The sequence below is a fragment of the Lysinibacillus sp. A4 genome (assembly GCF_024919535.1).
Lineage (GTDB): Bacteria > Bacillota > Bacilli > Bacillales_A > Planococcaceae > Lysinibacillus > Lysinibacillus capsici.
The window spans coordinates 103,491-125,240 of sequence record NZ_JANWTB010000009.1; the positions used below are offsets into that span (position 1 = coordinate 103,491).

General features: G+C 37.9%; 25 protein-coding genes and 1 tRNA gene. 24 read left to right on the top strand and 2 right to left on the bottom strand.

Annotation, left to right across the window (positions count from 1 at the left end; all coding sequences use genetic code 11):
- Positions 1–160: 160 nt before the first annotated feature.
- The 6 genes from NY607_RS17925 to NY607_RS17950 all read left to right on the top strand — a co-directional run bounded on the left by NY607_RS17925 (position 161) and on the right by NY607_RS17950 (position 4,521).
- Positions 161–1,003 (top strand): YitT family protein, encoded by an 843-nt coding sequence (locus NY607_RS17925; RefSeq protein ID WP_004227970.1) that lies wholly within the window; start codon positions 161–163, stop codon positions 1,001–1,003.
- 48 nt (positions 1,004–1,051) lie between these two features.
- Positions 1,052–1,375, top strand: coding sequence for a cytochrome c551 (cccB, locus tag NY607_RS17930; protein WP_048390832.1), 324 nt, complete (start codon positions 1,052–1,054; stop codon positions 1,373–1,375).
- A 142-nt stretch (positions 1,376–1,517) separates the two neighbouring features.
- Positions 1,518–2,453 (top strand): HPr(Ser) kinase/phosphatase, encoded by a 936-nt coding sequence (gene hprK, locus NY607_RS17935; protein ID WP_131521124.1) that lies wholly within the window; start codon positions 1,518–1,520, stop codon positions 2,451–2,453.
- A 43-nt stretch (positions 2,454–2,496) separates the two neighbouring features.
- Positions 2,497–3,318 carry a prolipoprotein diacylglyceryl transferase gene (gene lgt, locus NY607_RS17940; RefSeq protein ID WP_259420082.1) on the top strand — a complete coding sequence of 274 codons (822 nt, stop codon included), beginning with the start codon at positions 2,497–2,499 and terminating at the stop codon, positions 3,316–3,318.
- Between the two features lie 13 nt (positions 3,319–3,331).
- The gene (gene ppaX, locus NY607_RS17945; protein WP_259420083.1) at positions 3,332–3,973 is read left to right on the top strand and encodes a pyrophosphatase PpaX; all 642 of its coding nucleotides are present in this window, start codon (positions 3,332–3,334) and stop codon (positions 3,971–3,973) included.
- Between the two features lie 5 nt (positions 3,974–3,978).
- Positions 3,979–4,521: an acyltransferase gene (locus tag NY607_RS17950; protein WP_237898674.1), complete on the top strand. Its 543-nt coding sequence runs from the start codon at positions 3,979–3,981 to the stop codon at positions 4,519–4,521.
- Positions 4,522–4,613: 92 nt separating this feature from the next.
- Here the strand turns inward: NY607_RS17950 and NY607_RS17955 are convergent, their stop codons facing one another.
- On the bottom strand, positions 4,614–4,817 hold the full coding sequence (locus tag NY607_RS17955; RefSeq protein WP_131521128.1) for a hypothetical protein: 204 nt from the start codon (positions 4,815–4,817) through the stop codon (positions 4,614–4,616).
- Between the two features lie 524 nt (positions 4,818–5,341).
- On the opposite strand from NY607_RS17955, the gene NY607_RS17960 reads away from it, so the two are divergent.
- The 14 genes from NY607_RS17960 to NY607_RS18025 all read left to right on the top strand — a co-directional run bounded on the left by NY607_RS17960 (position 5,342) and on the right by NY607_RS18025 (position 17,884).
- Complete coding sequence (locus NY607_RS17960; RefSeq protein WP_131521129.1) at positions 5,342–6,514, top strand: ATP phosphoribosyltransferase regulatory subunit; 1,173 nt, start codon at positions 5,342–5,344, stop codon at positions 6,512–6,514.
- Positions 6,507–7,142 carry an ATP phosphoribosyltransferase gene (gene hisG / locus NY607_RS17965; RefSeq protein ID WP_048390844.1) on the top strand — a complete coding sequence of 212 codons (636 nt, stop codon included), beginning with the start codon at positions 6,507–6,509 and terminating at the stop codon, positions 7,140–7,142. Before NY607_RS17960 ends, hisG begins: the two co-directional genes overlap by 8 nt.
- Positions 7,143–7,184: 42 nt before the next feature.
- Positions 7,185–8,459 carry a histidinol dehydrogenase gene (hisD, locus tag NY607_RS17970; protein ID WP_259420084.1) on the top strand — a complete coding sequence of 425 codons (1,275 nt, stop codon included), beginning with the start codon at positions 7,185–7,187 and terminating at the stop codon, positions 8,457–8,459.
- Between the two features lie 4 nt (positions 8,460–8,463).
- A complete protein-coding gene (gene hisB, locus NY607_RS17975) occupies positions 8,464–9,063 on the top strand; it encodes an imidazoleglycerol-phosphate dehydratase HisB (RefSeq protein WP_004227994.1) in 600 nt (199 codons plus the stop codon).
- Complete coding sequence (hisH, locus tag NY607_RS17980; RefSeq protein WP_131521131.1) at positions 9,060–9,692, top strand: imidazole glycerol phosphate synthase subunit HisH; 633 nt, start codon at positions 9,060–9,062, stop codon at positions 9,690–9,692. Before hisB ends, hisH begins: the two co-directional genes overlap by 4 nt.
- Positions 9,686–10,447: an imidazole glycerol phosphate synthase subunit HisF gene (gene hisF, locus NY607_RS17985; protein WP_131521132.1), complete on the top strand. Its 762-nt coding sequence runs from the start codon at positions 9,686–9,688 to the stop codon at positions 10,445–10,447. The genes hisH and hisF overlap by 7 nt, the downstream gene beginning before the upstream one ends.
- Positions 10,444–11,061 (top strand): bifunctional phosphoribosyl-AMP cyclohydrolase/phosphoribosyl-ATP diphosphatase HisIE, encoded by a 618-nt coding sequence (gene hisIE, locus NY607_RS17990; RefSeq protein ID WP_131521133.1) that lies wholly within the window; start codon positions 10,444–10,446, stop codon positions 11,059–11,061. The genes hisF and hisIE overlap by 4 nt, the downstream gene beginning before the upstream one ends.
- A 90-nt stretch (positions 11,062–11,151) precedes the next feature.
- The gene (locus tag NY607_RS17995; RefSeq protein ID WP_131521134.1) at positions 11,152–12,675 is read left to right on the top strand and encodes a tetratricopeptide repeat protein; all 1,524 of its coding nucleotides are present in this window, start codon (positions 11,152–11,154) and stop codon (positions 12,673–12,675) included.
- 162 nt (positions 12,676–12,837) lie between these two features.
- On the top strand, positions 12,838–13,782 hold the full coding sequence (gene trxB / locus NY607_RS18000; RefSeq protein WP_054549567.1) for a thioredoxin-disulfide reductase: 945 nt from the start codon (positions 12,838–12,840) through the stop codon (positions 13,780–13,782).
- 347 nt (positions 13,783–14,129) lie between these two features.
- Positions 14,130–14,597, top strand: coding sequence for an NUDIX hydrolase (locus tag NY607_RS18005; RefSeq protein WP_259420085.1), 468 nt, complete (start codon positions 14,130–14,132; stop codon positions 14,595–14,597).
- A gap of 9 nt (positions 14,598–14,606) precedes the next feature.
- Entirely contained in the window at positions 14,607–15,500 is an 894-nt protein-coding gene (gene rapZ, locus NY607_RS18010) for an RNase adapter RapZ (RefSeq protein WP_259420086.1), read from the top strand.
- A gap of 4 nt (positions 15,501–15,504) precedes the next feature.
- On the top strand, positions 15,505–16,500 hold the full coding sequence (locus NY607_RS18015; protein WP_054549565.1) for a gluconeogenesis factor YvcK family protein: 996 nt from the start codon (positions 15,505–15,507) through the stop codon (positions 16,498–16,500).
- Between the two features lie 66 nt (positions 16,501–16,566).
- Positions 16,567–17,514, top strand: a complete 948-nt coding sequence (whiA, locus tag NY607_RS18020; RefSeq protein WP_004228019.1) for a DNA-binding protein WhiA — start codon at positions 16,567–16,569, stop codon at positions 17,512–17,514.
- A 112-nt stretch (positions 17,515–17,626) separates the two neighbouring features.
- A complete protein-coding gene (locus NY607_RS18025; RefSeq protein WP_004228023.1) occupies positions 17,627–17,884 on the top strand; it encodes an HPr family phosphocarrier protein in 258 nt (85 codons plus the stop codon).
- Between the two features lie 54 nt (positions 17,885–17,938).
- Here NY607_RS18025 and clpP read toward each other — a convergent pair whose 3' ends face one another.
- Positions 17,939–18,529, bottom strand: a complete 591-nt coding sequence (clpP, locus tag NY607_RS18030) for an ATP-dependent Clp endopeptidase proteolytic subunit ClpP (RefSeq protein WP_004228025.1) — start codon at positions 18,527–18,529, stop codon at positions 17,939–17,941.
- A gap of 309 nt (positions 18,530–18,838) precedes the next feature.
- Here clpP and NY607_RS18035 point away from each other — a divergent pair.
- From NY607_RS18035 to NY607_RS18050, 4 genes are all read left to right on the top strand, one after another.
- A tRNA-Arg gene (locus NY607_RS18035) sits at positions 18,839–18,913 on the top strand.
- A 499-nt stretch (positions 18,914–19,412) separates the two neighbouring features.
- Positions 19,413–20,210 (top strand): basic amino acid ABC transporter substrate-binding protein, encoded by a 798-nt coding sequence (locus NY607_RS18040; RefSeq protein ID WP_259420087.1) that lies wholly within the window; start codon positions 19,413–19,415, stop codon positions 20,208–20,210.
- A gap of 86 nt (positions 20,211–20,296) precedes the next feature.
- On the top strand, positions 20,297–21,007 hold the full coding sequence (locus NY607_RS18045; protein ID WP_004228035.1) for an amino acid ABC transporter permease: 711 nt from the start codon (positions 20,297–20,299) through the stop codon (positions 21,005–21,007).
- On the top strand, positions 21,004–21,726 hold the full coding sequence (locus NY607_RS18050; RefSeq protein ID WP_131521137.1) for an amino acid ABC transporter ATP-binding protein: 723 nt from the start codon (positions 21,004–21,006) through the stop codon (positions 21,724–21,726). Before NY607_RS18045 ends, NY607_RS18050 begins: the two co-directional genes overlap by 4 nt.
- Positions 21,727–21,750 lie beyond the last annotated feature (24 nt).

Below are 21,750 nucleotides of genomic sequence, written 5' to 3' on the forward strand. Positions count from 1 at the left end.
AATCAACAAAAGCTATCTTATTGAATACTGTAAGATAGCTTATTTTATACCTTCCTCAATCTAGTATCCCTTCATCATGATGAAGTTCTCAATGCTAAAAGTATTTGCTATAATCATCTCGTCTTTAAAAAATTCTGATAGTTGAAGTGGGCGTGGGGAAATGAAACATGATGTGAGAGATAGCATTGTGGAGTATGTGTATGTCATTGTAGGAGCGGCAATAATTGCTATTGGTTTTAATGTCTTTTTATTACCAAATCAAGTCGCTTCAGGTGGGGTAAGTGGAATAAGTACGATTTTGCATGGTTTATTTGGTTGGAATCCGGGAATTGTTCAGTATGCATTTAACATTCCGCTTTTTATTGCTGGTGTTTTATTGTTGGGCAAAAAATTTGGAATAAAATCCTTTATTGGGACAATTACATTACCTTTTATCGTCTTATTAACGAATAGCTGGGAGCCCTGGACTGATAATCCTTTATTGGGTGCTCTTTTTGGTGGAATTGTTGTTGGCCTAGGAATAGGACTGGTCTTTAAGGGGAATGCTTCAACTGGTGGCACTGATTTACTGGCGCAAATCATTACGAAGTTTACAGGATTGTCGCTTGGAACAAGTGTGCTGTTAATAGATGGCGTTATCGCAATTAGTGCAGCAATTGTTTTTGACTTAGAAAAAGGTTTGTATGCTCTGATTGGACTTTATGTTACCACAAAAACGATTGATATTATTCAGCTAGGTTTTAGTCAGTCTAAAATGGTCTATATCATTACATTGAAACAAGATGAGGTAAGGGAAGCCATTTATGCTGAAATTAATCGTGGTGTAACGAAGTTACCAGCAATTGGAGGGTATACAGGAGAAGCACGACCAGTTCTGATGGTTGTTGTTTATCAAACAGAATTCACAAAGCTGAAACAACTCATTAAAAGCGTTGACCCATCAGCGTTTGTTATCGTTTCTGATGCATATGAGGTATTAGGAGAAGGTTTCAAACGTGCATAATTTTGGTATAATGGCGGCGTAAGGTATTTATTATGAGGAGGGGTACTAATGAAAAAAGCAATGTTAACATTAGTGTTCGGATCAGCAATCTTCTTAGCTGCATGTGGCGGCGGAGATAAAACTGCATCAAATAATGGTAATGAGACTGCTACAGAGCCAGATGGCGAAGCAATAGCGATGAAATCTTGTGTTACTTGTCATGGTGGCGAGCTACAAGGTGCAAATGGTCCAGCATTAAATGATGTAGGTTCACGTTTGTCTGAATCAGAAATTTTAGATATTATAAATAATGGTAAAAACGGCATGCCTGCAGGATTAGTAAAAGGTGCAGATGCTGAAGCTGTTGCTAAATGGTTAGCAACTCAAAAATAATTGCTTTTTAAAAACTAGCGGGCTGGAGAGCCGCTAGTTTTTTTAGTGCAAGTAAACGCTGTATTGAGAGTAAATACATTTCTTTTACACATAGACATGCTAAAATAAGATGAACCTTATCCATTGATTGGAGGCTTTTTCATTGGTCGTAGTATTAACAAGAGATGTTATGGAGAAATTTAAATTAGAGTTATTAGCTGGTGAAGAAGGAATAGGCAGGACAATTGTGACAAGTGATATCTCAAGACCAGGGCTTGAGATGGCAGGATACTTTACTCATTATCCAGCAAATCGAGTCCAATTGCTTGGCAAGACTGAACTTTCCTTTTTTGAAATGCTCCCAGCGGATGTTAAGCTTGAGCGTATGCGTTTACTTTGTTCACAGGATACACCTGCTATTATTATTTCTAGAGATTTAGAAGTACCAGAGGAGCTTATTCAGGCCTCAAACGAAAAGCATGTACCTGTGTTTAAAACACATATGACAACAACCAAATTTTCGAGTAGATTGACGAACTACTTAGAGGGGCGCTTAGCTCCAATGACAGCAGCACATGGTGTACTTGTCGATGTGTATGGCATTGGTGTGCTTATAATCGGCAAAAGCGGCGTAGGTAAAAGTGAAACAGCACTTGAGCTTGTAAAAAAGGGCCATCGTTTAGTTGCTGATGATTGTGTTGAAATTCGTCAAGAATCAGAAAACCTATTAATTGGAAGCCCTCCACCTTTGTTAGAGCACTTATTGGAAATACGAGGCATCGGCATTATTGACATTATGACACTCTTTGGTGCAAGTGCAGTACGCCCCTATAAACGTATTACCCTCATCATTGAGCTCGAAATATGGGATCCACAAAAAGTTTATGATCGATTGGGCTTAGAAGAAGAAAAAATGAAAATAATTGATACGGAACTAACAAAACTAACAATTCCAGTAAGACCAGGACGCAATGTCTCCGTTATTATTGAAGTGGCAGCGATGAACTATCGTTTAAAGAAAATGGGCGTCAATGCGGCAGAGGAATTTTCAAGACGTTTAGATGAAGTGATTACATCAAATGATGTGTTAGACGATTAAAAAGCGAACAACATTGTTTATGACATATTGAGAGGAGTAGAAGATGGATTTATTACTATTGCAAATTGACCCGATTGCCTTTCATTTAGGACCAATTCCAGTTCGTTGGTATGGATTGCTAATTGTGTCGGGAATCATTTTAGCCTATATTGTTGGGCAAAGAGAGGCCGTTAAACGAGGTTTGCCTGATGATTTTCTTGCAGATTTATTATTATGGGCAGTTCCTATATCCATTATCTGTGCACGTATTTACTATGTGTCAATGCGATGGGATTACTATAGCGAAAATCCAGGCAAAATCATAGAGATATGGAATGGTGGTATTGCCATCCATGGTGCACTCATCGGGGCATTTGTCACAGCTTACATATATACTCGTATAAAAAATGTAAGCTTTTTACGAGTAGCAGATATTGCAGCACCTAGTATTTTAATCGGGCAGATTATTGGTCGATGGGGCAACTTTATGAACCAAGAGGCTTATGGTGGCGAGGTATCGAAAGCATTTTTAGAAAACCTAATGCTACCAGATTGGATTATTAATCAAATGTATATTGAAGAATTAGGTTCATATGTTCATCCCACTTTTTTATATGAATCGATTTGGAACCTGATTGGGCTTGTTATTTTATTAGCTTTGCGTAAAGTGAACTTACATCGTGGAGAAATATTCTTTAGCTATTTAATTTGGTATTCAATTGGTCGTTTCTATATCGAAGGAATGCGTACAGATAGCCTTTACTTAGTGGGAGATTTACGTTCAGCACAGGTTGTTTCCATTATTGGTATTGTAGTTGGTCTAGGTGCAATTATTTATCGTAGAATAAAGGTGAAACCAGCCGTAAAATACTTGGAAAATAAATAAGGGGTTGTAAAAGATGGCTGTAAAGGCACTACTATTTGATTTCGATGGGACTTTACTAAATACAAATGATTTAATCATTCAAACATTTATGCATGTATTAAATGAGCGATTTCCCGGGCAATATTCGCCAAAAGATTGCCTGAAATTCATTGGTCCATCATTGAAACAGACATTTAATGACATTGCACCAGGTGAAGAAGACGATTTGATAGAGATGTATCGCGCTTGGAATATCGCACACCATGATGACCTAGTCAGCCAATATCCTGATGTTGTGTCAACTCTAGAGCAGTTAAAAGCTCAAGGTATAAAATTGGCTATTGTTTCGACGAAACGTAATGAGACCATCAATCGTGGACTTGCTATTCTTGGTGCAACGCAGCTATTTGATGTGCGTATTGGTACAGATGATGTGAACAATGTGAAGCCTGATCCAGAGCCAGTATTGCTTGCGTTGGAACGATTAGGGATAGAAAAAGACTATGCGATTATGATTGGTGATAATTCGCACGATATTGAAGCTGGACATCGTGCTGGTGTAAGAGCAGCGGGTGTTGCTTGGGCAATTAAGGGAGAGGCTTACTTACAGCAGTATCAACCAGAATATATGTTGCAGCATATGTCAGATTTATTTGATATTGTGAAAGAGGGGTAAGGTAGATGGCGCGTAAAACCGAACGTTACCGTGTCGAAGGAGCCAATTCACTTTGGAACATCTATGACACGGTGTCCTTTTGGAAGGTGATGAAGTGTTTCATTGTCATTCAAATTGGACGCTTCACACCATTTTTACGTGTGAAAAACTGGCTATATCGTACTTTTTTAAACATGACTATTGGTAAGCAAACGTCATTAGCCTTAATGGTCATGCCAGATACCATGTTTCCTGAACGTATTTTCATTGGAGACAATACTGTGATTGGTTTTAATACAACCATTTTAGCGCATGAATATTTAATAGAGGAATATCGCTTGGGTGATGTTCATATCGGAAAAGAAGTAATGATAGGGGCAAATACAACTATTTTACCAGGTGTAACAATTGGTGATGGTGCCATTGTTTCAGCTGCCACTCTTGTACATAAGGATGTGCCAGCAGGCTGTTTAGCAGGGGGTAATCCAATGCGAATAATATATACTGCTGAACAAATGGCAGCGCGCAAACGTAATGAGGCTGTAGAGTGGTGTACACCAAAGAAATAATAAAACTCACGTAGTATAGAGATATACTTCGTGAGTTTTTTGCATAAAAAGCTACTCCCAAAAACACTAGCTTTTGGAGTAGCTTTTACTGTTTAAGCAAGAGCTGCGTCATAATCTGATTTGAATTCACAAGTGTTATGATCACCTAAGCAAGTTGTTTCAACAAAAGTTGATTTAATTGCAGTCCCATCAATGTCTTCAGTTGTGTGAAGTGTTACCTTGTCACCAGGATAAAATTCGCCTTTACAAATACTAACGATCATTTGCTCACTAATTTGTACGAATGGACATGCCATAATAAATCCCTCCAATGTGTAATGTATATGGTTCTTTTTGTTATTAATGCTATTCTATATTGAGTTTTTTGAAATGTAAAAAGTAAAATAGAATGAGAGTAATAATCAATAAATGTATTGATATAAAAGTATTGTTGATGATAATGAGATTGAGAATCATTTTAAGCGATTGGGTAAAAATAATTATATAGATATAATTATTGGGTTTCGATATTGAGAATACTCTATTGAAAACTCTTTATTTTTATCAATGATTTGTTAAGAGAGAATCATTATCAATTTTTAGCGAATACTTAAAGTGATTAAAAATTGGTTAGTCACAATTTGGACATATTCTCATAGTGATGCTTTTTTGGAAGTCTTTGCAATTCAATGTGTATAATTAACAGAATAATAAGTATTTAAAGATTTCGATAATTAATAAGGATATCGTTGACTGTCTTAATGAAATAAGTTAAAATTCTTTCATAATCTAATTCTCTAATACTCTAGTGAATTAAAGTAAAATGTGAGGAAGTGTCCATATGTCGTCGATAAAAATGTTTGAAAAGCCACTTGGAATGCGCGATACATTCCCGCAAATCTATGAGAAAGTTGAAGCAGTTAGACATGCGGGCAGAGACTTTTTATATAAAAGGGGTTATGAGTTTATTAAAACGCCTGCGGTGGAGTATTTCGATACAGTAGGGAAGGCTTCAGCGATTGCTGATGCTCATTTATTTAAGCTAGTGGATAGCCAAGGAAATACGTTAGTGCTGCGACCTGACATGACTACACCGATTGCTCGAGTAGCTACATCGAAACTATTAAAGGAAATGATCCCACTACGTCTTGCCTATTTTGCAAGCGTTTTTCGGGCTCAGGAAGCAGAGGGAGGCAGGCCTGCTGAGTTTGATCAAATGGGAATTGAGTTAATAGGTGATCAATCCGTTTTTGCCGATGCAGAAGTTATTGTAACGGCAATGGAGCTATTAAAGCATTTTAAATTGGAAGAGTTTAAAATCACAATTGGACATGCTGGTATATTAAATTGCATTTTACAAGATTACACAGAGAGTATCGAACAGCAAACAACGCTTAGAACATTGCTTGTCCAACGAAATTACGTAGGGTTTGAAGAAGCAGTAGAGTCATTTGATCTGCCTAAAGCTAAATCCGATGCCCTCTTACAATTTATTGAAGAAGCCATGAATGTCAGAGATATACGAGATATTGAAAAATATGTCCGCAAAAATGATGCATTAGAATATATGCAACAACTTGCTCAACTACTTGAAATGGCTGATTTAGCTGATTATGTAGCTTTCGATTTCACACTCTCGAGTCATATGAGTTATTACACGGGTATGCTATTTGAAGTATTTGCTGTGGGAAGTGGCTTTTTATTAGGAAATGGTGGTCGTTATGATGGCTTGTTAGAAGTTTTTGGTTCAAAGGTTGGTGCTACAGGATTTAGTATTCGTGTGGATCGTTTATTAGAAACATTAGATGGGCAGTCAGTGAAACGACAGGAAGCAACAGTTGTTCTTTTTGAAGAAGAACAATTTGAGGAAGCTTTACTAAAGGTTAAAAATTTACGAGCAGCAGGAAAATTAGCTACTTTGCAGTTACGTAGTAGTCTAGTCGATGAGGCGGCCTTTTTAGCATACTTTACAGAAGTGGTGGTAGTTGGACAGGAGGAAGTTGGCGGTGAATGAATTAACGATTGCAATGCCCAAAGGAAGAATCTTTGAAGAGGCATATCAAATGTTGTTAGAGGCAGGTTTTAATTTACCAGAAGAAGTAGAAATGTCACGTAAATTAATGATTGAAATACCAGAGGAAAAAATTCGCTTTATTTTATCGAAGCCAATGGATGTTCCTGTCTATGTTGAACATGGTGTTGCTGATATTGGTATTGCTGGAAAGGATGTTCTGTTAGAGCAACAGCGAGAGGTGCACGAATTACTTGATTTGAAAATTAGTAATTGCTATATCGCTTCTGCAGGCCTACCAAACACCTCCATGAATGAGATTGCACCTAGAATTGCTACGAAATATCCGAATATTGCCATGAAGTACTACAAAGGCATTGGAGAGCAAGTGGAAATCATCGAGCTCAACGGCTCTATTGAATTAGCACCAATGATTGGCTTAGCTGATCGAATTGTCGATATTGTTTCTACAGGTCGTACATTAAAAGAGAACGGCTTAGTAGAATATGAATTTATTACTGCTGTCTCTTCGCGATTAATTGCAAACCCGGTAAGTTATCGTATGAAAGGTGAACGTATTATTGATCTTGTGAGGCGATTAAAGAAATGTGTGAATGAGCAGAAAAAGTAATCATTTGTAGCTACATATGAAGGACTAAAGGGGATTAATCCTATGAAAATAACAAAGCTTGAAAAAGGCATTTCCTTAAAGAGACCACTTGAAGGAGGAAATGAGGAACAAATAAAAGTTGTACGACAAGTGCTTTCGGATGTTAAGACACAGGGAGATGCGGCGTTACGCACCTATACTGAGCGATGGGATGGCTATGTCCCTAACAGTTTACGTGTCTCTGAAGAAGAGATACAAGAAGCTGTAAGTGAACTCGACCCTCAACTATATAAGGACTTAGCGGAAGCAGCAGAAAATATTCGTTTTTATCATGAACAACAGATACGTTCAGGGTATCGCCTAGAACTGGGGGATGGTTCTTGGTTAGGCCAACGGGTAACGGCTTTAGATGCAGTAGGACTATATGTTCCAGGTGGTACAGCGGCCTACCCTTCATCGGTATTGATGAATGTGATACCAGCGCAGGTTGCAGGGGTGAAACGTATTGTTATTACCTCACCTGCAGGGCCGAATGGGAAACTACCAGCAGGTGTACTTGTGGCGGCTCACCTTTTAGGTATTGATGAGATTTATAAAGTTGGTGGGGCACAAGCAATAGCTGCACTTGCCTATGGCACGGAAACAATTTCCTCAGTCGATAAAATAACAGGTCCAGGAAATATTTATGTGGCACTTGCCAAACGTGAGGTATTTGGAGAAGTGGCCATTGATATGATTGCGGGACCGAGTGAAATTGCTGTGCTGGCTGATGACACAGCCTATCCTGATGAAATTGCTGCAGACCTTTTATCACAAGCAGAGCATGATCCACTAGCTTGTGCAATTCTTGTCACAACCTCAGAGCAATTAGCCAAAAAAGTAGGTGAGGAAGTAGAGAAGCAGCTGCTGAACTTACCGCGTCAAGAAGTAGCTCGTGCTTCCATAGAGAAATTTGGGGTAATTTATGTAGCTGAAACATTGGCAGATGCAGTGGAAGCCATTAATTCATTAGCACCGGAGCATTTAGAAATTGTGATGGAAAATGCGGAGGCGTTAGCTGAGCAAATAAGACATGCTGGTGGTATTTTTATAGGTCGGTATAGTTCTGAGCCAGTTGGTGATTATTTTGCAGGGACCAATCATGTACTACCAACCAATAGTACGGCTCGTTTTGCAAGTGGCTTAAATGTTGATGATTTTGTGAAAAAATCAAGTATTGTTTACTATAGTGAAAAAACCTGGAGAGACAATGCACCAAAAATTGCACGTTTAGCGCGTATGGAAGGCTTAGAGGGCCATGCTCGTGCAGTGGAATCACGTGGATGGGAGAAGGAATAGGACGATGACAGAAAAGAAACGATATGCAAAGATAGAGCGTACAACGAATGAAACGCAAATTTCTGTAGCAATTGATTTAGATGGTGAAGGCAAGGCAGATATCCAAACAGGCGTGGGGTTTATGGACCATATGCTTGACTTATTTATTAAGCATGGACTATTTAACGGCACAATACATGCAAATGGCGATACTTATATTGATGATCACCATACAACAGAGGACCTTGGTATTGTATTAGGACAGGCTGTTCGAGAAGCACTTGGTGATAAGAAAGGCATAAAACGCTATGGTAACGCCTTTGTACCGATGGATGACGCACTAGCTCAGGTAGTGGTCGATTGCTCGAATCGACCTCATCTAGAGTACCGTGTGCCAGCATTAAAAGAAAAAGTAGGAACGTTTGATACAGAATTAGTGCATGAATTTTTATGGAAATTTGCCCTTGAGGCAAGGATGAATGTTCATGTAATAGTACCTTATGGACAGAATACACATCACATTATTGAGGCAATTTTCAAAGCATTAGCACGTGCGATTGATGCCGCAGTGGAAATTGACCCGCGTGTTAAAGGCGTACCATCGACTAAGGGGCTGTTGACGTGAAAATAGGTGTCATTGATTATGGAATGGGTAATTTATTTAGTGTGGAGCAGGCATTAAAAAGGCTAGGCTGTGAAGTTATTATAACTGCTGATGAGAAGGCGTTAGATGCAGCTGACGCACTTTTATTACCTGGGGTGGGTGCATTCCCTGATGCCAGAAAACGTTTAGCTGAAACAAGCTTAGACCAATATTTACAGAAGGCACAAAGAGAAAACCGTCCTCTTTTAGGAATTTGTCTAGGTATGCAATTATTATTCGAGCAGAGTGATGAAGTAACCCCCACAAAAGGGCTAGGATTTTTCAAGGGGTGTATTAAACGCTTTAGTGGTAGCCAAGAGGGCCAAGCATACAGAGTACCACATATGGGGTGGAATGAACTGATTGTGACAAATCGTCCTGCATGGTTACACAATGAAGTATCAGCGAAGCATGTCTATTTTGTTCACTCCTTTTATGCAACAGATATCGTAGAATCAGAGCTTGTTGCCTATGCTGATTACTTCGGCATTCAAGTACCTGGTATTATGACGAATGGTTCTGTGACTGGCATGCAATTTCACCCTGAAAAATCAGGGGAATTAGGTGTTTATTTATTAGAGCAATGGTTGAAAGGTGTGAAGGCATGCTAACAAAACGTATTATCCCATGTCTTGATGTGAAGGAAGGTCGTGTTGTAAAAGGTATACAATTTGTCTCTATCCGAGATGCAGGGGATCCCGTGGAGCTTGCGAAGTTTTATGATGAACAAGGAGCAGATGAGCTTGTATTTTTAGATATCTCTGCTTCGCATGAAGGTCGAGAAACGATGGTAGATGTCGTTCGTCAAACAGCGGCTACGCTTGCCATACCCTTTACTGTTGGCGGAGGCATTCGTACGTTGGATGATATGAAGCGTATTTTACGAGCAGGTGCTGATAAAGTTTCAGTGAATACATCCGCGTTGGAAAGACCTGCCCTTATTCAGGAAGGCTCTGATTACTTTGGCGCACAATGCATTGTTGTAGCAATCGATGCTCGCTATAGTGAGGAAGATAGCACATGGATGGTTTATACACATGGTGGACGCAATAAAACATCTTGGTCAGCCATTGAGTGGGCCAAAGAGGCTGTACGCTTAGGAGCTGGTGAGATTTTATTAACAAGTATGAATCAAGATGGAGAAAAATCAGGCTTTGATTTAGCCTTAACCAAAGCTGTGCGTGAAGCTGTGACAGTCCCTGTGATTGCTAGTGGTGGAGCGGGAAATGCCGAACATTTTTACGAAGTATTAGCAAAAGAGGTTGATGCAGATGCTGCACTAGCAGCCTCCATCTTCCATTATAAAGAAACAAGTGTAGCCCAAGTAAAGGAATACTTACGTGAAAAAGGAGTGGCAGTAAGATGATAGAGAACATTCAATTTGATGAGAGAGGTCTTGTTACAGCTGTGGTACAAGATGCCAATACAAAAGAGGTATTAACGGTAGCTTATATGAATAAGGAGTCGTTAGCTAAAACAATTGAATCAGGGGAAACTTGGTTTTATTCTCGTTCCCGTCAAGAGCTTTGGCATAAGGGAGCAACAAGTGGCCATACACAACAAGTGATTTCAATCAAAGCTGATTGTGATCAAGATGCGTTAATAGTGGAGGTTCTTCCGACAGGGCCAGCATGTCATAATGGTACAATTTCTTGCTTCACTGAGGTTATTCAGCAAAAAGAGAAGGTAGGCTCTGTGGACATCGTTTCTAAACTTGCCCGTGTCATCGAAAAGCGAGAGCAGGAAATGCCAGAAGGAGCATACACTACATATTTATTTGATAAGGGTATTGATAAAATCTGTAAAAAGGTTGGAGAAGAAGCAACAGAGGTGGTCATTGGTGCCAAAAACCGAGATGCTGAGGAAGTAAAATGGGAGGCAGCTGATTTAATTTATCACCTACTCGTATTATTGCAAGAACAAAAAGTAAGCATTTATGATGTTCTACATGTGTTGGAAAAACGTCACGAGGAGAAATAACAGCATATTATTGATTGTGTGGTATAATAGGAGTTACTGTGTAAAGGAACGTAGAATACGTTCCTTATTTCTTGTTTCGGAGGAAATATATTGGAAAAGAAACGTCAAAATGAGACTCAATCGAATATAGTGTCGTTCATTCCAACAGGCGACTATTATTATAAGAAATCAATTCAAGCAATGAACAGTGGACAAATGAATAAAGCCTATAAATATTTACAGCGTGCGGTAGATTTAAGTCCCGACGATCCAATGATTATCTTGCAGTTAGCCATAGTAGAGTTAGAAGGTCAACGTTTTGAGGAAGCGTATGACCTACTTCGTCGCGCCTATCAAATTGATCCAGATAATCCAGAAATCATATTTTACATGGCAGAAGTATCAGGGTGTGTGGGCATCATGCATGATGCAAAACGCTTTGCAGAAGAATATTTAAAGCTAGAACCTGAGGGTGCTTATGCGGATGAAGCAGCAGAAATATTAGAGTTTGTTGCTTTTGAGCAAGATGATTTTGAAGAACTTGAAGGCTCTGGTGAGGATTTATATCGTCAGGAGCAAGCCCGTCGTTGTATGGAAAAGGGAGATTTTCCTGAAGCTATTACTATTTTAGAAGATTTAATTGAAGATCGACCAGCATTTTGGTCAGCTTATAATAATCTAGCACTCGCTTATTTTTATGTTGGAGAAGAAGAGCAAGCAAAGGCTCTCTTGCATACAGTGCTACGTGAAAATAAGGGCAATCTACACGCATTATGCAATTTAACGGTGATTGCGTATTATGAAAAAAATGAAGATGATTTACAAGAACTGTTAAATATTCTTGTTAAAATTCAACCCTATACTTGGGAGCATCGTTATAAACTTGGTGCTACCTTAGCCTTAATCGGCCAATATGAATTAGCCTATAAATGGTTGCGCAGTATGCAAAAGAGAGGCTATGTAGGAGATGCAGGATTTTACTTTTGGCTGTCACATGCTGCCTATTTCTCCGGACATGAGGAGATTTCGAAAAGTGCGTGGGATCAGCTACTAGAGCTAGACCCAGACAAAGAAGGCTTCGAGCCTTGGCGCCAACAAGAAAATGAATTTGGACTCGATGCATTGGAGCATGATCGTGATTTTATTGTTGAAAAATTAGAGAGTACTTATACAAGTGAGCGCATTTTTGGTTTATTTTTACTGAAAGGTACAGCGCATAAGCAAGAAATTATCGCCCATCCAAAATGGATAAATATTGAACAATTCGGCTCTTTTGAAAAATTGTTTTTGGCTTATGCACTTGGACATGAATTTGATAAGAAAAATAAAGTAGAAGCAAGCTTTTTACGATCAGTACAGGTCTCAGAAATTTTATTAGAACAGTATGGAAAGCTATCAACATTAATTGTACCGATGTTTCAAATGTGGTTTGTGCTATGTGAACAAGCTTTAATAGAAAATTATCGTTTTACAAATCCAACAGCAATTGCAGGAGCAAACGATTATTTATTCAGATCTTCACAAATGCTTAAAGTGACAAAAAAGGAAATTGCGCAGCAATATGGAGTATCTGTATCTACTTTATCGAAGTATATTGACGAAATCTTAACGTTTTTGCCAAACAGTCATAATTAATGTGTGAGCAACATAGTTGAATAACTTTATACTTTCACATACGATGAACATACTAACGCTATCACCAATTTTTCCTTAGCGTCATTGATCTTCTTCTATAGATGGCGTTACATGTATTGGTTGAATGAAGATAAAAAGTATTCTGTTTAGGGGGAAGTATTTATGTCGGAAGAAAAAATTTATGATGTAGTAATTATTGGTGCAGGTCCTGCTGGGATGACTGCCGCTGTTTATACATCTCGTGCAAATTTGTCAACTCTAATGATTGAACGTGGCATTCCTGGTGGACAAATGGCAAACACAGAAGAAGTAGAAAACTACCCAGGTTTTGAGACAATTTTAGGACCAGAGCTTTCTACAAAAATGTTTGAGCACGCTAAAAAATTTGGTGCTGAATATGCCTATGGTGATGTCACAGAAATCATCGATGGAGAAGAATATAAAACAATTAAATCAGGTGCAAAAGAATATAAAACACGTGCCATTATTATTACCACTGGTGCTGAGTATAAAAAAATGGGTGTGCCTGGTGAAAAAGAACTTGGTGGCCGTGGTGTCAGCTACTGTGCAGTATGTGATGGTGCATTCTTTAAACAAAAAAATCTAGTTGTCGTAGGTGGCGGAGATTCAGCTGTTGAAGAGGGTGTTTATTTAACTCGCTTTGCTGACAAAGTGACAATTGTCCACCGTCGCGATAAATTACGTGCACAAAAAATTCTACAAGATCGTGCCTTTGCCAACGAAAAAATTGATTTCATTTGGAATGCAACTGTAAAAGAAATCAATGAAGCGAATGGTAAAGTTGGCAGTGTAACACTACAATCAACTGTTGATGGTACAGAATCTGAATTTGCTACAGATGGTGTATTCGTCTATATAGGTATGCTACCTTTAACTAAACCATTTGAGTCATTAGGTATTTTAAATGAGGCTGGCTATATTTTGACAAATGAAACAATGGAAACAAAAATTCCAGGTATCTTTGCAGCTGGAGATGTTCGTGAAAAATCACTTCGTCAAATTGTAACAGCAACTGGTGACGGTAGTATTGCCGCGCAAGCTGTTCAACATTATGTAGAAGAGCTATTAGAGAAAATTAATGCCTAATATGGCTATTTTAAGGAAAAAAATACAATTTTAATGTGGTTTTAATATTGCTGTAACTTGAATGACATATAAAAGGTGTATGATTAAAAATGTAATTAGCAATCCCCCTTTTATTTTGTTTAGTAGGTTGTTTCCGCCTCCATAGGTGGGAGCAACCTACTTTTTTTATGCGTAAAAAATCAAATAATAATATCACGAAAATGTAAATTTCGCCCAAGATGAAATGGTTATCTTTGAATAGAACTAAATTGTTAATTGTCTACGTACAAGAGTTGTAAATGAGGACAAAACTTACAAGGTCTTGTTATAATGAAGAGTAGAATGCAAAAGTGATTAGAGGTGTGCCTATGCAAAGAATTGCAAATTTAATAGCCGTAAAAGACGGTAAAGTATTATTACTTCAGAAACCAAGACGAGGCTGGTATGTAGCTCCTGGAGGGAAAATGGAGAGTGGCGAGTCAATCTTTGAGGCTGCTATTCGAGAGTTTCAAGAAGAGACAAACCTCATACCTTTACATGTTCATTTAAAGGGTGTTTATACGATGATCATTAAAGAAAACAATGACGTAGTGGATGAATGGATGCTCTATACATTTGTTGCAAAGGATGTAGATGGAGTACCGTTCGAAGAAACAAGAGAAGGCAAACTTGCATGGCACCCAGTAGAGGATTTAGCACATTTGCCAATGGCTGAAGGAGATCGAACTAATTTACAATTTGCTGTTTCGCAATCAGGCATTCAGTATGGCACGTTTGACTATACAACAGATTTTGAATTACTTCATCAGAAAATACAAATTTCAAAAGAACAATAAAGGAGTTGCATGACAGTGGTGGTTGAAGGCCAACAAAGTACACATGAATTGGTTATTATTACAGGAATGTCTGGGGCTGGGAAAACAGTAGCTATTCAAAGCTTTGAGGATTTAGGGTATTACTGTATTGATAATTTACCACCTGCGTTACTTACAACTTTTTTAACCTTATTAAGAGATTCTGGTAAAGACAGTACCCGAATTGCAGCAGTAATGGATATGCGCGGAGGTGACTTTTTTGATGCTCTAATTGGCGCATTAGACCATATACTAAAAGAAGGCGATATTGTTGCTCGTATTTTATTTTTAGATGCAGATGATGCCACATTAGTCAGACGTTATAAAGAAACAAGACGTGCACATCCATTAGCAGTGAATGGTTTACCTCTAGATGGAATTAAACAGGAACGAGTACTTTTATCTGAAGTAAAGGGTCGTGCCAATTTTGTTTATAACACATCTAACATGAAACCAAAGCAATTACGTGAAAAAATCGTCAAAGAATTTGCAAGTGAGGCAGACACTATTTTTACCGTTAACATTATGTCCTTTGGCTTTAAACATGGTATGCCGATTGATGCGGACTTAGTGTTTGATGTTCGTTTTCTTAAAAACCCATATTATGTGGAGGAGCTACGTCCAAAAACGGGTCTACAAACAGAGGTATCTTCTTATGTGTTAGCGTTGGAAGATACGCAGATCCTTATACAAAAACTGACGGATTTATTAGACTTTATGATTCCTCTCTATCGACAAGAAGGTAAATCACAGCTTGTTATTGCTTTTGGTTGTACTGGGGGCCAGCATCGCTCCGTGACATTAGCAGAATTTTTTGGTGCATACTTTGCGGGCAAGGAAAATACGGTTATTACGCATCGTGATATTAATCGTAGAAAGGAATGAGTGAATGGGGAAAAAGCAAACAAAGCTTGTGGTAATTGGTGGTGGCACAGGGCTCTCCACGTTACTTCGCGGGCTGAAGCATCACCCATTTGATATTACTGCTATTGTAACGGTAGCAGATGATGGTGGATCTTCAGGTCGTTTACGTGATGATTACGATATCCCACCGCCTGGTGATGTACGCAATGTGATTGCAGCATTATCAGATATTGAGCCCCTTGTAGAGCAAATGTTTCAATACCGTTTTTCGGCATCTGAAGACTTACGAGGTCACTCCTTAGGGAATTTAATGCTTACAGCTCTTACTGATATTACCGGTGATTTCAATCATGCTATCAGTGAGATGGGAAAGGTTTTAAAAGTTCATGGTCGAGTTATTCCAGCTGCTAATAAAAAAATCACCTTACATGCTGTGCTTGAGGACGGTTCAATTATCGAGGGAGAATCAAAAATTCCGACAGCGACAAAACGCATTAATCGCGTTTTTTTAGTACCTGAAAATGTGCAACCGTTGCCAGAAGCTATTCGTGCAATACTTCGTGCAGACTATATTTTAATAGGACCAGGAAGCTTATATACAAGTATTATTCCGAATTTGCTTGTTAAGGAAATCGGTGAAGCAGTTGTTAAGGCTAAGGGAAGAAAAATATATGTTTGTAATTTAATGACACAAAAGGGTGAAACCATTTCTTATACAGCAGGCGATCATGTAACAGCTATACATAAGCATGTTGGCCATGATTTTATCGATTCCATTTTAGTAAATGATGAAGAACTCCCTAACCCTGTAAAAGAACTGTATAAAGAAGAAAGAGCGGAACCAGTAACATTTGACGTAGCAAAGCTTGAAAGTATGGGATTAGAAGTTATCAAACGAGACATTGCTACAATTCGTCCAGATGGAACGGTTCGACATAATGCTACAAATGTTGCAGAATGGCTGGTAGATTATGCTGATATTTACCATCAAAAAGTAAGAGGACCAATAATAGAAACATAATGGCTTTATTGTATATGGTAAGATGAACATATACATAGAAATCATGAATGAAAGGGGGGGCGTGATATGTCTTTTGCTTCTGAAACAAAAAAAGAATTGACACAAATAGAAGCGGACAATCATTGTATGAAAGCAGAAGTTTCTGCCCTAATTCGTATGAATGGTTCATTATCCTTTGCAAATAAACAACTAAGCTTAGACGTGCAAACCGAAAACGCTGCAATTGCTAGAAGACTATATACGATTATGAAAAAATTGTATCCGTACAATGTTGAATTACTTGTTCGTAAGAAAATGCGATTGAAAAAAAATAATGTGTATATATGCCGTGTTAGAGAAGGAGCGCGTGAGCTATTAATTGATTTAGAAATCATCTCAGACGACTTTCAATTTAACCATACTATCTCAAGAAAGCTCATTCAAAAGAGTGGCCAAAAAAGAGCTTATTTAAGAGGAGCCTTTTTAGCAGGAGGTTCCGTCAATAATCCAGAAACATCGGCTTATCATTTAGAGGTTTATTCTTTATATAAAGAACATGGTGAGGCATTAATGGATTTGATGAATGAATTTGAACTCAATGCCAAAACAATTGAACGTAAAAAAGGCTTTGTAACTTACTTAAAGGAAGCGGAAAAAATTTCAGATTTCCTTAATATTGTTGGAGCGCATCAGGCTATGATGAAATTTGAAGATGTTCGGATTTTGCGAGATATGCGTAATAGTGTCAACCGTATTGTGAACTGTGAAACTGCCAATTTAAATAAAACCATTGGAGCAGCATTACGGCAGGTTGAGAATATTCGATTTATTGAAAATTCAATTGGTCTTGATCAACTACCAGAGAAGCTTCGTGAAATAGCACGTCTCCGTGTTGAATACCAAGATGTGACATTAAAAGAGCTTGGTGAAATGGTATCTAGTGGAACGGTTAGTAAATCTGGTGTTAACCATCGATTGAGAAAAATTGATGAGATTGCGGATGCATTAAGGCGTGGTGAAAAAATAGGTGGTTAAGTTATCATACTTTTCAGGTATGAATGTCATGCTAATCGCTTATTGTTCTTTTGCCAGTAAGTAAGGTAAGATAAAACTAATAGACGAACGGTAGTGAAGGGGAGTTTTGAGAATGATTGAGAGAAGAGTCCAGGTTAAATTAAAATTAGGACTACAAGCTAGACAAGCAGCACTATTTGTGCAAGAAGCAAATCGTTTTAGTGCTGATATCTTTCTAGAAAAAGATGAGAAAAAAGTAAATGCCAAATCCATTATGGGTGTTATGAGCTTAGCAGTTGCTAAAGGTACCGAAGTGACTTTAAGCAGTGAAGGTAACGATGCTGAGCAAGCGGTTACAGCATTGGCAACAATTATTGAAAATGAAGATTAACATTCATTAAATATAAAAGGCATCACAGAGTAATTCTGTGATGCCTTCTATTTTTTATTTATTATCGCTACGGTGCATAATATGATCGATTAAACCGTATTCTTTTGCACGTTCAGCAGTCATGAAGTTATCACGATCTGTGTCTCTTGCAATGACTTCAAGTGGTTGACCAGTGCGTTCAGATAAAATGCCATTTAATTTTTCACGTAAGAATAGAATACGTTTAGCAGCAATTTCAATTTCTGTCGCTTGACCTTGTGCACCACCTAGTGGTTGGTGAATCATGACTTCAGCATTTGGTAAGGCAAAACGTTTACCAGGTTCTCCAGCTGCAAGTAGGAAAGCTCCCATTGATGCAGCCATACCAATACAAATTGTTTGTACCTGTGGTTTAATGATTTGCATTGTGTCATAGATAGCCATACCAGCCGTAATGGATCCGCCAGGTGAGTTAATATAAAGAGAGATATCTTTATCTGGATCTTCTGCTTGTAGGAAAAGAAGCTGTGCGACAATGGAGTTAGCAACATTGTCATCAATAGCACTTCCTAAAAGGATAATACGGTCTTTAAGTAGACGTGAATAAATGTCATATGCACGCTCACCACGACTAGTTTGTTCAATAACTGTAGGAATTAAATTCATGTTAAATCCTCCTTAAAAAGCTAAATTCGAATACCTTTGCTGAAAAATTTCCTTTGTATTTCAGCTGTATCCTTATCATACACATTATAGTCAGGGAAGGTCAAATATTAACCCTGCTAAAGTGAAATTAAAAAAAATAAATTGTTTTTGCATTCTATGGTTGAATTATATAGGATAGGCTTGTATAATGATTAAGGTTATAAGGTTTAAAGTACAGGACACTATTTTGCAGGTATGCTTCAAAAATGAGGGTTATCTACATCATGCTTTTCGTAAGCCTAGAGTGAGTACTTTTTTTTTGTGTCTTTTGCCCTCGTGGTGTAATGGATAACACGTAAGATTCCGGTTCTTGCACTGGGGGTTCGATTCCCTCCGAGGGCGCCATTTTACTGATTAATTGATATACTGTTATAGCTCATCTCCTAATAAGTAGTTTAGCAGCCTGCTTACTGGAGATCGAGAGGAAGAATAAAGGGAATACTGTCCTAGTTGGCATTATTCCCCTATTTATTCCTTTCAAACCTTCAAAAAAGCAACAACTCCAAATTATTTTTTAGTGAACATACTGTACGTGAGACTAGTAATAGTCGAAAAAAAAGAATCCTATCTGAGGGGATTCTTTTTTTTTGCCTAAATTTATCGAAATTTGGCATGGTTCATATTGTATATATATTAGTTTTAGGTTAATTTTCTTGTTATTTATACATGTTTTCTCAAATTATATGAATTTCTTATAAATTTATATGAAAAAATATTTTATTTTATGCGAAAAGTTGTTGTCTAAATACTATAATGTTAATATAATTGACCTAATAGTCTAACATTTCCGAATTGCGAAAAATAATACGTAATTCGGAAAATTATCGAACTAGGGGGAAATACAATGAAAAAAACAGGTTGGATGTTATTGATGATAATTGCAGCATTAACATTAGCACTTGCAGGATGTGGTACAAAAGATGATGCATCTTCAGGTAGCTCTTCTTCAGAAGATGGTGGAGATGGCAAAAAAGTTTATAAAGTAGGTACTGAGGCCACTTTTGCACCATTTGAATCTGTTGACGATTCAGGGAAAATTGTGGGGATTGATGTCGATATTCTACAAGCTATTGCAGATGAGATGGACTTTGAGGTTGAGTGGAATAATATTGGATGGGAGCCAGTGTTCCAAACAATTAAAAACGGTGAAACAGATATCGGTGCTTCTGGAATCACAATTACGGAAGAGCGTAAAGAATCATTTGATTTTACAGAACCGTATTATGAGTCTCAGTTATTAATTGTTGTGAAAGAAGATTCAAAGATTAAATCTCTTGATGAATTAAAAGATAAAAAAGTATCTGTACAAATCAATGCTACTGGTCATATGGCGGCGAAAAAGCTACAAGGGGAAGCAAGTACAAATATTATGGCTTTTGAAAGTCAGCCAATCGCTATTCAAGAAATGTTAAATGGGAATGTTGATGCAGCTATCGGAGATAACGCAGTAGTTTATGAATATATCAAAGCTCACCCAGATCAAAAACTAAAAGTAATTGAAGATGATGCATTCGAAAAAGAATACTATGGCTTCATGGTTCAAAAAGGGAATAAAGAATTGCTAGATAAATTAAACGAAGGTCTTAAAAAGATTAAAGAAAACGGTAAATTAAAAGAAATTACAGGCATTGATTTTGAATAAAAATGAATGAAATGATGCTATTAACATAGTGATTGTGCTAACGGCTCATTTATTAATCGTAATTTAAAGGGGAATGGGGTTTTCGGATGGACATCTTTGACTTACGCTGGGACATTGTCTGGAACTACCGAGATATGTTTATACGAGGTATTGGCGTAACACTTATTTTGACACTTAGTGGTTATTTTGGCGGTATTCTATTAGGGCTATTTTTAGGCCTTGGAAAATTATCGAGTAAAAAATGGATTTATTGGCCATCTAAACTATATATCGATTTATTCCGTGGAACACCAATGCTTGTACAAATCTTGTTAATTCACTTAGCAGTTATTCCGACAATTTTTGGTCATTCTTTAGGTTATATGGTATCGGGGATTACAGCACTTATTTTAAACTGTGCTGCTTATAATGCTGAAATTTTCCGTGCAGGGATTCAAAGTATTGCAAAAGGGCAAATGGAGGCTGCTCGCTCTCTTGGATTAACGCATAACCAAGCGATGCGTAAGGTCATTTTGCCGCAAGCATTTAGACGTATGATTCCACCATTGGGGAATGAATTTATTGCATTATTAAAAGATTCTTCACTTGTAACTGTAATTGCAGCACCAGATATTTTATACGCTAGTAAGGTCGTAGCTGGTGCGAGCTTCCGCTTCTGGGAACCGTATATCGTTGCAGCATTATTATATTTAGTTTTGACATATGGTGTAACGAAGATTGTAGCATTTATCGAGAAACGATTTAGCAATAGTTATGTCCCTCGTAAAGCTAAGGTAGAAGGGCGGGAAGCAAGATGATAAAAATTGAAAACCTACACAAATACTTTGGCAAGCTTGAAGTATTAAAAGGAATCGATTATGAAATTCAAGAAAAACAAGTTGTCTGTGTTATTGGGCCGTCTGGTTCAGGAAAAAGTACATTTCTCCGTTGTATCAATATGTTAGAAGAAGTAACGGATGGTGCTATTTATATTGAAAATGTAAAAATTAATGATCCTAAAACGAATATCAATGAAATTCGCGCTGAAGTGGGTATGGTGTTCCAACAATTTAACTTATTCCCGCATATGACTGTTATCGATAATGTCACGATGGCACCTATGCAAATTCGTAAAATGAATCGTACAGACGCAGAAGCTCTAGGACATGAGCTATTAAACAAGGTTGGACTCGACAGCAAGGCCTATAATTATCCTGAGCAGCTATCAGGTGGTCAGCAACAGCGTGTGGCGATTGCTCGTGCCTTAGCAATGAAGCCAAAAGCTATTTTATTTGACGAGCCAACTTCAGCACTTGACCCTGAAATGGTAAAAGAGGTACTAGATGTTATGAAAAATCTAGCAGCTGAAGGGATGACAATGGTTGTTGTGACACATGAAATGGGCTTTGCTCGTGAAGTAGGCGATCGAGTAGTCTTCATGGATGGGGGCTATATTGTAGAAGAGGGGTCTCCAGAGGAACTATTCGGCAATCCACAAAGTGACCGTACGAAAGCGTTTTTAGGAAAAGTATTATAAAGCTGAAAAAGCGAACGATATGCT

Bases quoted from the DNA above. Each gene is read 5' to 3' on its own strand.
- NY607_RS18045 (WP_004228035.1), top strand. From the start codon at position 20,297: ATGGACATCTTTGACTTACGCTGGGACATTGTCTGGAACTACCGAGAT.
- hisB (WP_004227994.1), top strand. From the start codon at position 8,464: ATGACAGAAAAGAAACGATATGCAAAGATAGAGCGTACAACGAATGAA.
- NY607_RS18050 (WP_131521137.1), top strand. From the start codon at position 21,004: ATGATAAAAATTGAAAACCTACACAAATACTTTGGCAAGCTTGAAGTA.
- whiA (WP_004228019.1), top strand. From the start codon at position 16,567: ATGTCTTTTGCTTCTGAAACAAAAAAAGAATTGACACAAATAGAAGCG.
- NY607_RS17960 (WP_131521129.1), top strand. From the start codon at position 5,342: ATGTCGTCGATAAAAATGTTTGAAAAGCCACTTGGAATGCGCGATACA.
- NY607_RS18025 (WP_004228023.1), top strand. From the start codon at position 17,627: ATGATTGAGAGAAGAGTCCAGGTTAAATTAAAATTAGGACTACAAGCT.
- hisIE (WP_131521133.1), top strand. From the start codon at position 10,444: ATGATAGAGAACATTCAATTTGATGAGAGAGGTCTTGTTACAGCTGTG.
- rapZ (WP_259420086.1), top strand. From the start codon at position 14,607: ATGACAGTGGTGGTTGAAGGCCAACAAAGTACACATGAATTGGTTATT.
- trxB (WP_054549567.1), top strand. From the start codon at position 12,838: ATGTCGGAAGAAAAAATTTATGATGTAGTAATTATTGGTGCAGGTCCT.
- NY607_RS17955 (WP_131521128.1), bottom strand. From the start codon at position 4,817: ATGGCATGTCCATTCGTACAAATTAGTGAGCAAATGATCGTTAGTATT.
- hisD (WP_259420084.1), top strand. From the start codon at position 7,185: ATGAAAATAACAAAGCTTGAAAAAGGCATTTCCTTAAAGAGACCACTT.
- cccB (WP_048390832.1), top strand. From the start codon at position 1,052: ATGAAAAAAGCAATGTTAACATTAGTGTTCGGATCAGCAATCTTCTTA.
- lgt (WP_259420082.1), top strand. From the start codon at position 2,497: ATGGATTTATTACTATTGCAAATTGACCCGATTGCCTTTCATTTAGGA.
- NY607_RS18005 (WP_259420085.1), top strand. From the start codon at position 14,130: ATGCAAAGAATTGCAAATTTAATAGCCGTAAAAGACGGTAAAGTATTA.
- NY607_RS17950 (WP_237898674.1), top strand. From the start codon at position 3,979: ATGGCGCGTAAAACCGAACGTTACCGTGTCGAAGGAGCCAATTCACTT.
- hisF (WP_131521132.1), top strand. From the start codon at position 9,686: ATGCTAACAAAACGTATTATCCCATGTCTTGATGTGAAGGAAGGTCGT.
- NY607_RS17925 (WP_004227970.1), top strand. From the start codon at position 161: ATGAAACATGATGTGAGAGATAGCATTGTGGAGTATGTGTATGTCATT.
- NY607_RS18040 (WP_259420087.1), top strand. From the start codon at position 19,413: ATGAAAAAAACAGGTTGGATGTTATTGATGATAATTGCAGCATTAACA.
- clpP (WP_004228025.1), bottom strand. From the start codon at position 18,529: ATGAATTTAATTCCTACAGTTATTGAACAAACTAGTCGTGGTGAGCGT.
- NY607_RS18015 (WP_054549565.1), top strand. From the start codon at position 15,505: ATGGGGAAAAAGCAAACAAAGCTTGTGGTAATTGGTGGTGGCACAGGG.
- ppaX (WP_259420083.1), top strand. From the start codon at position 3,332: ATGGCTGTAAAGGCACTACTATTTGATTTCGATGGGACTTTACTAAAT.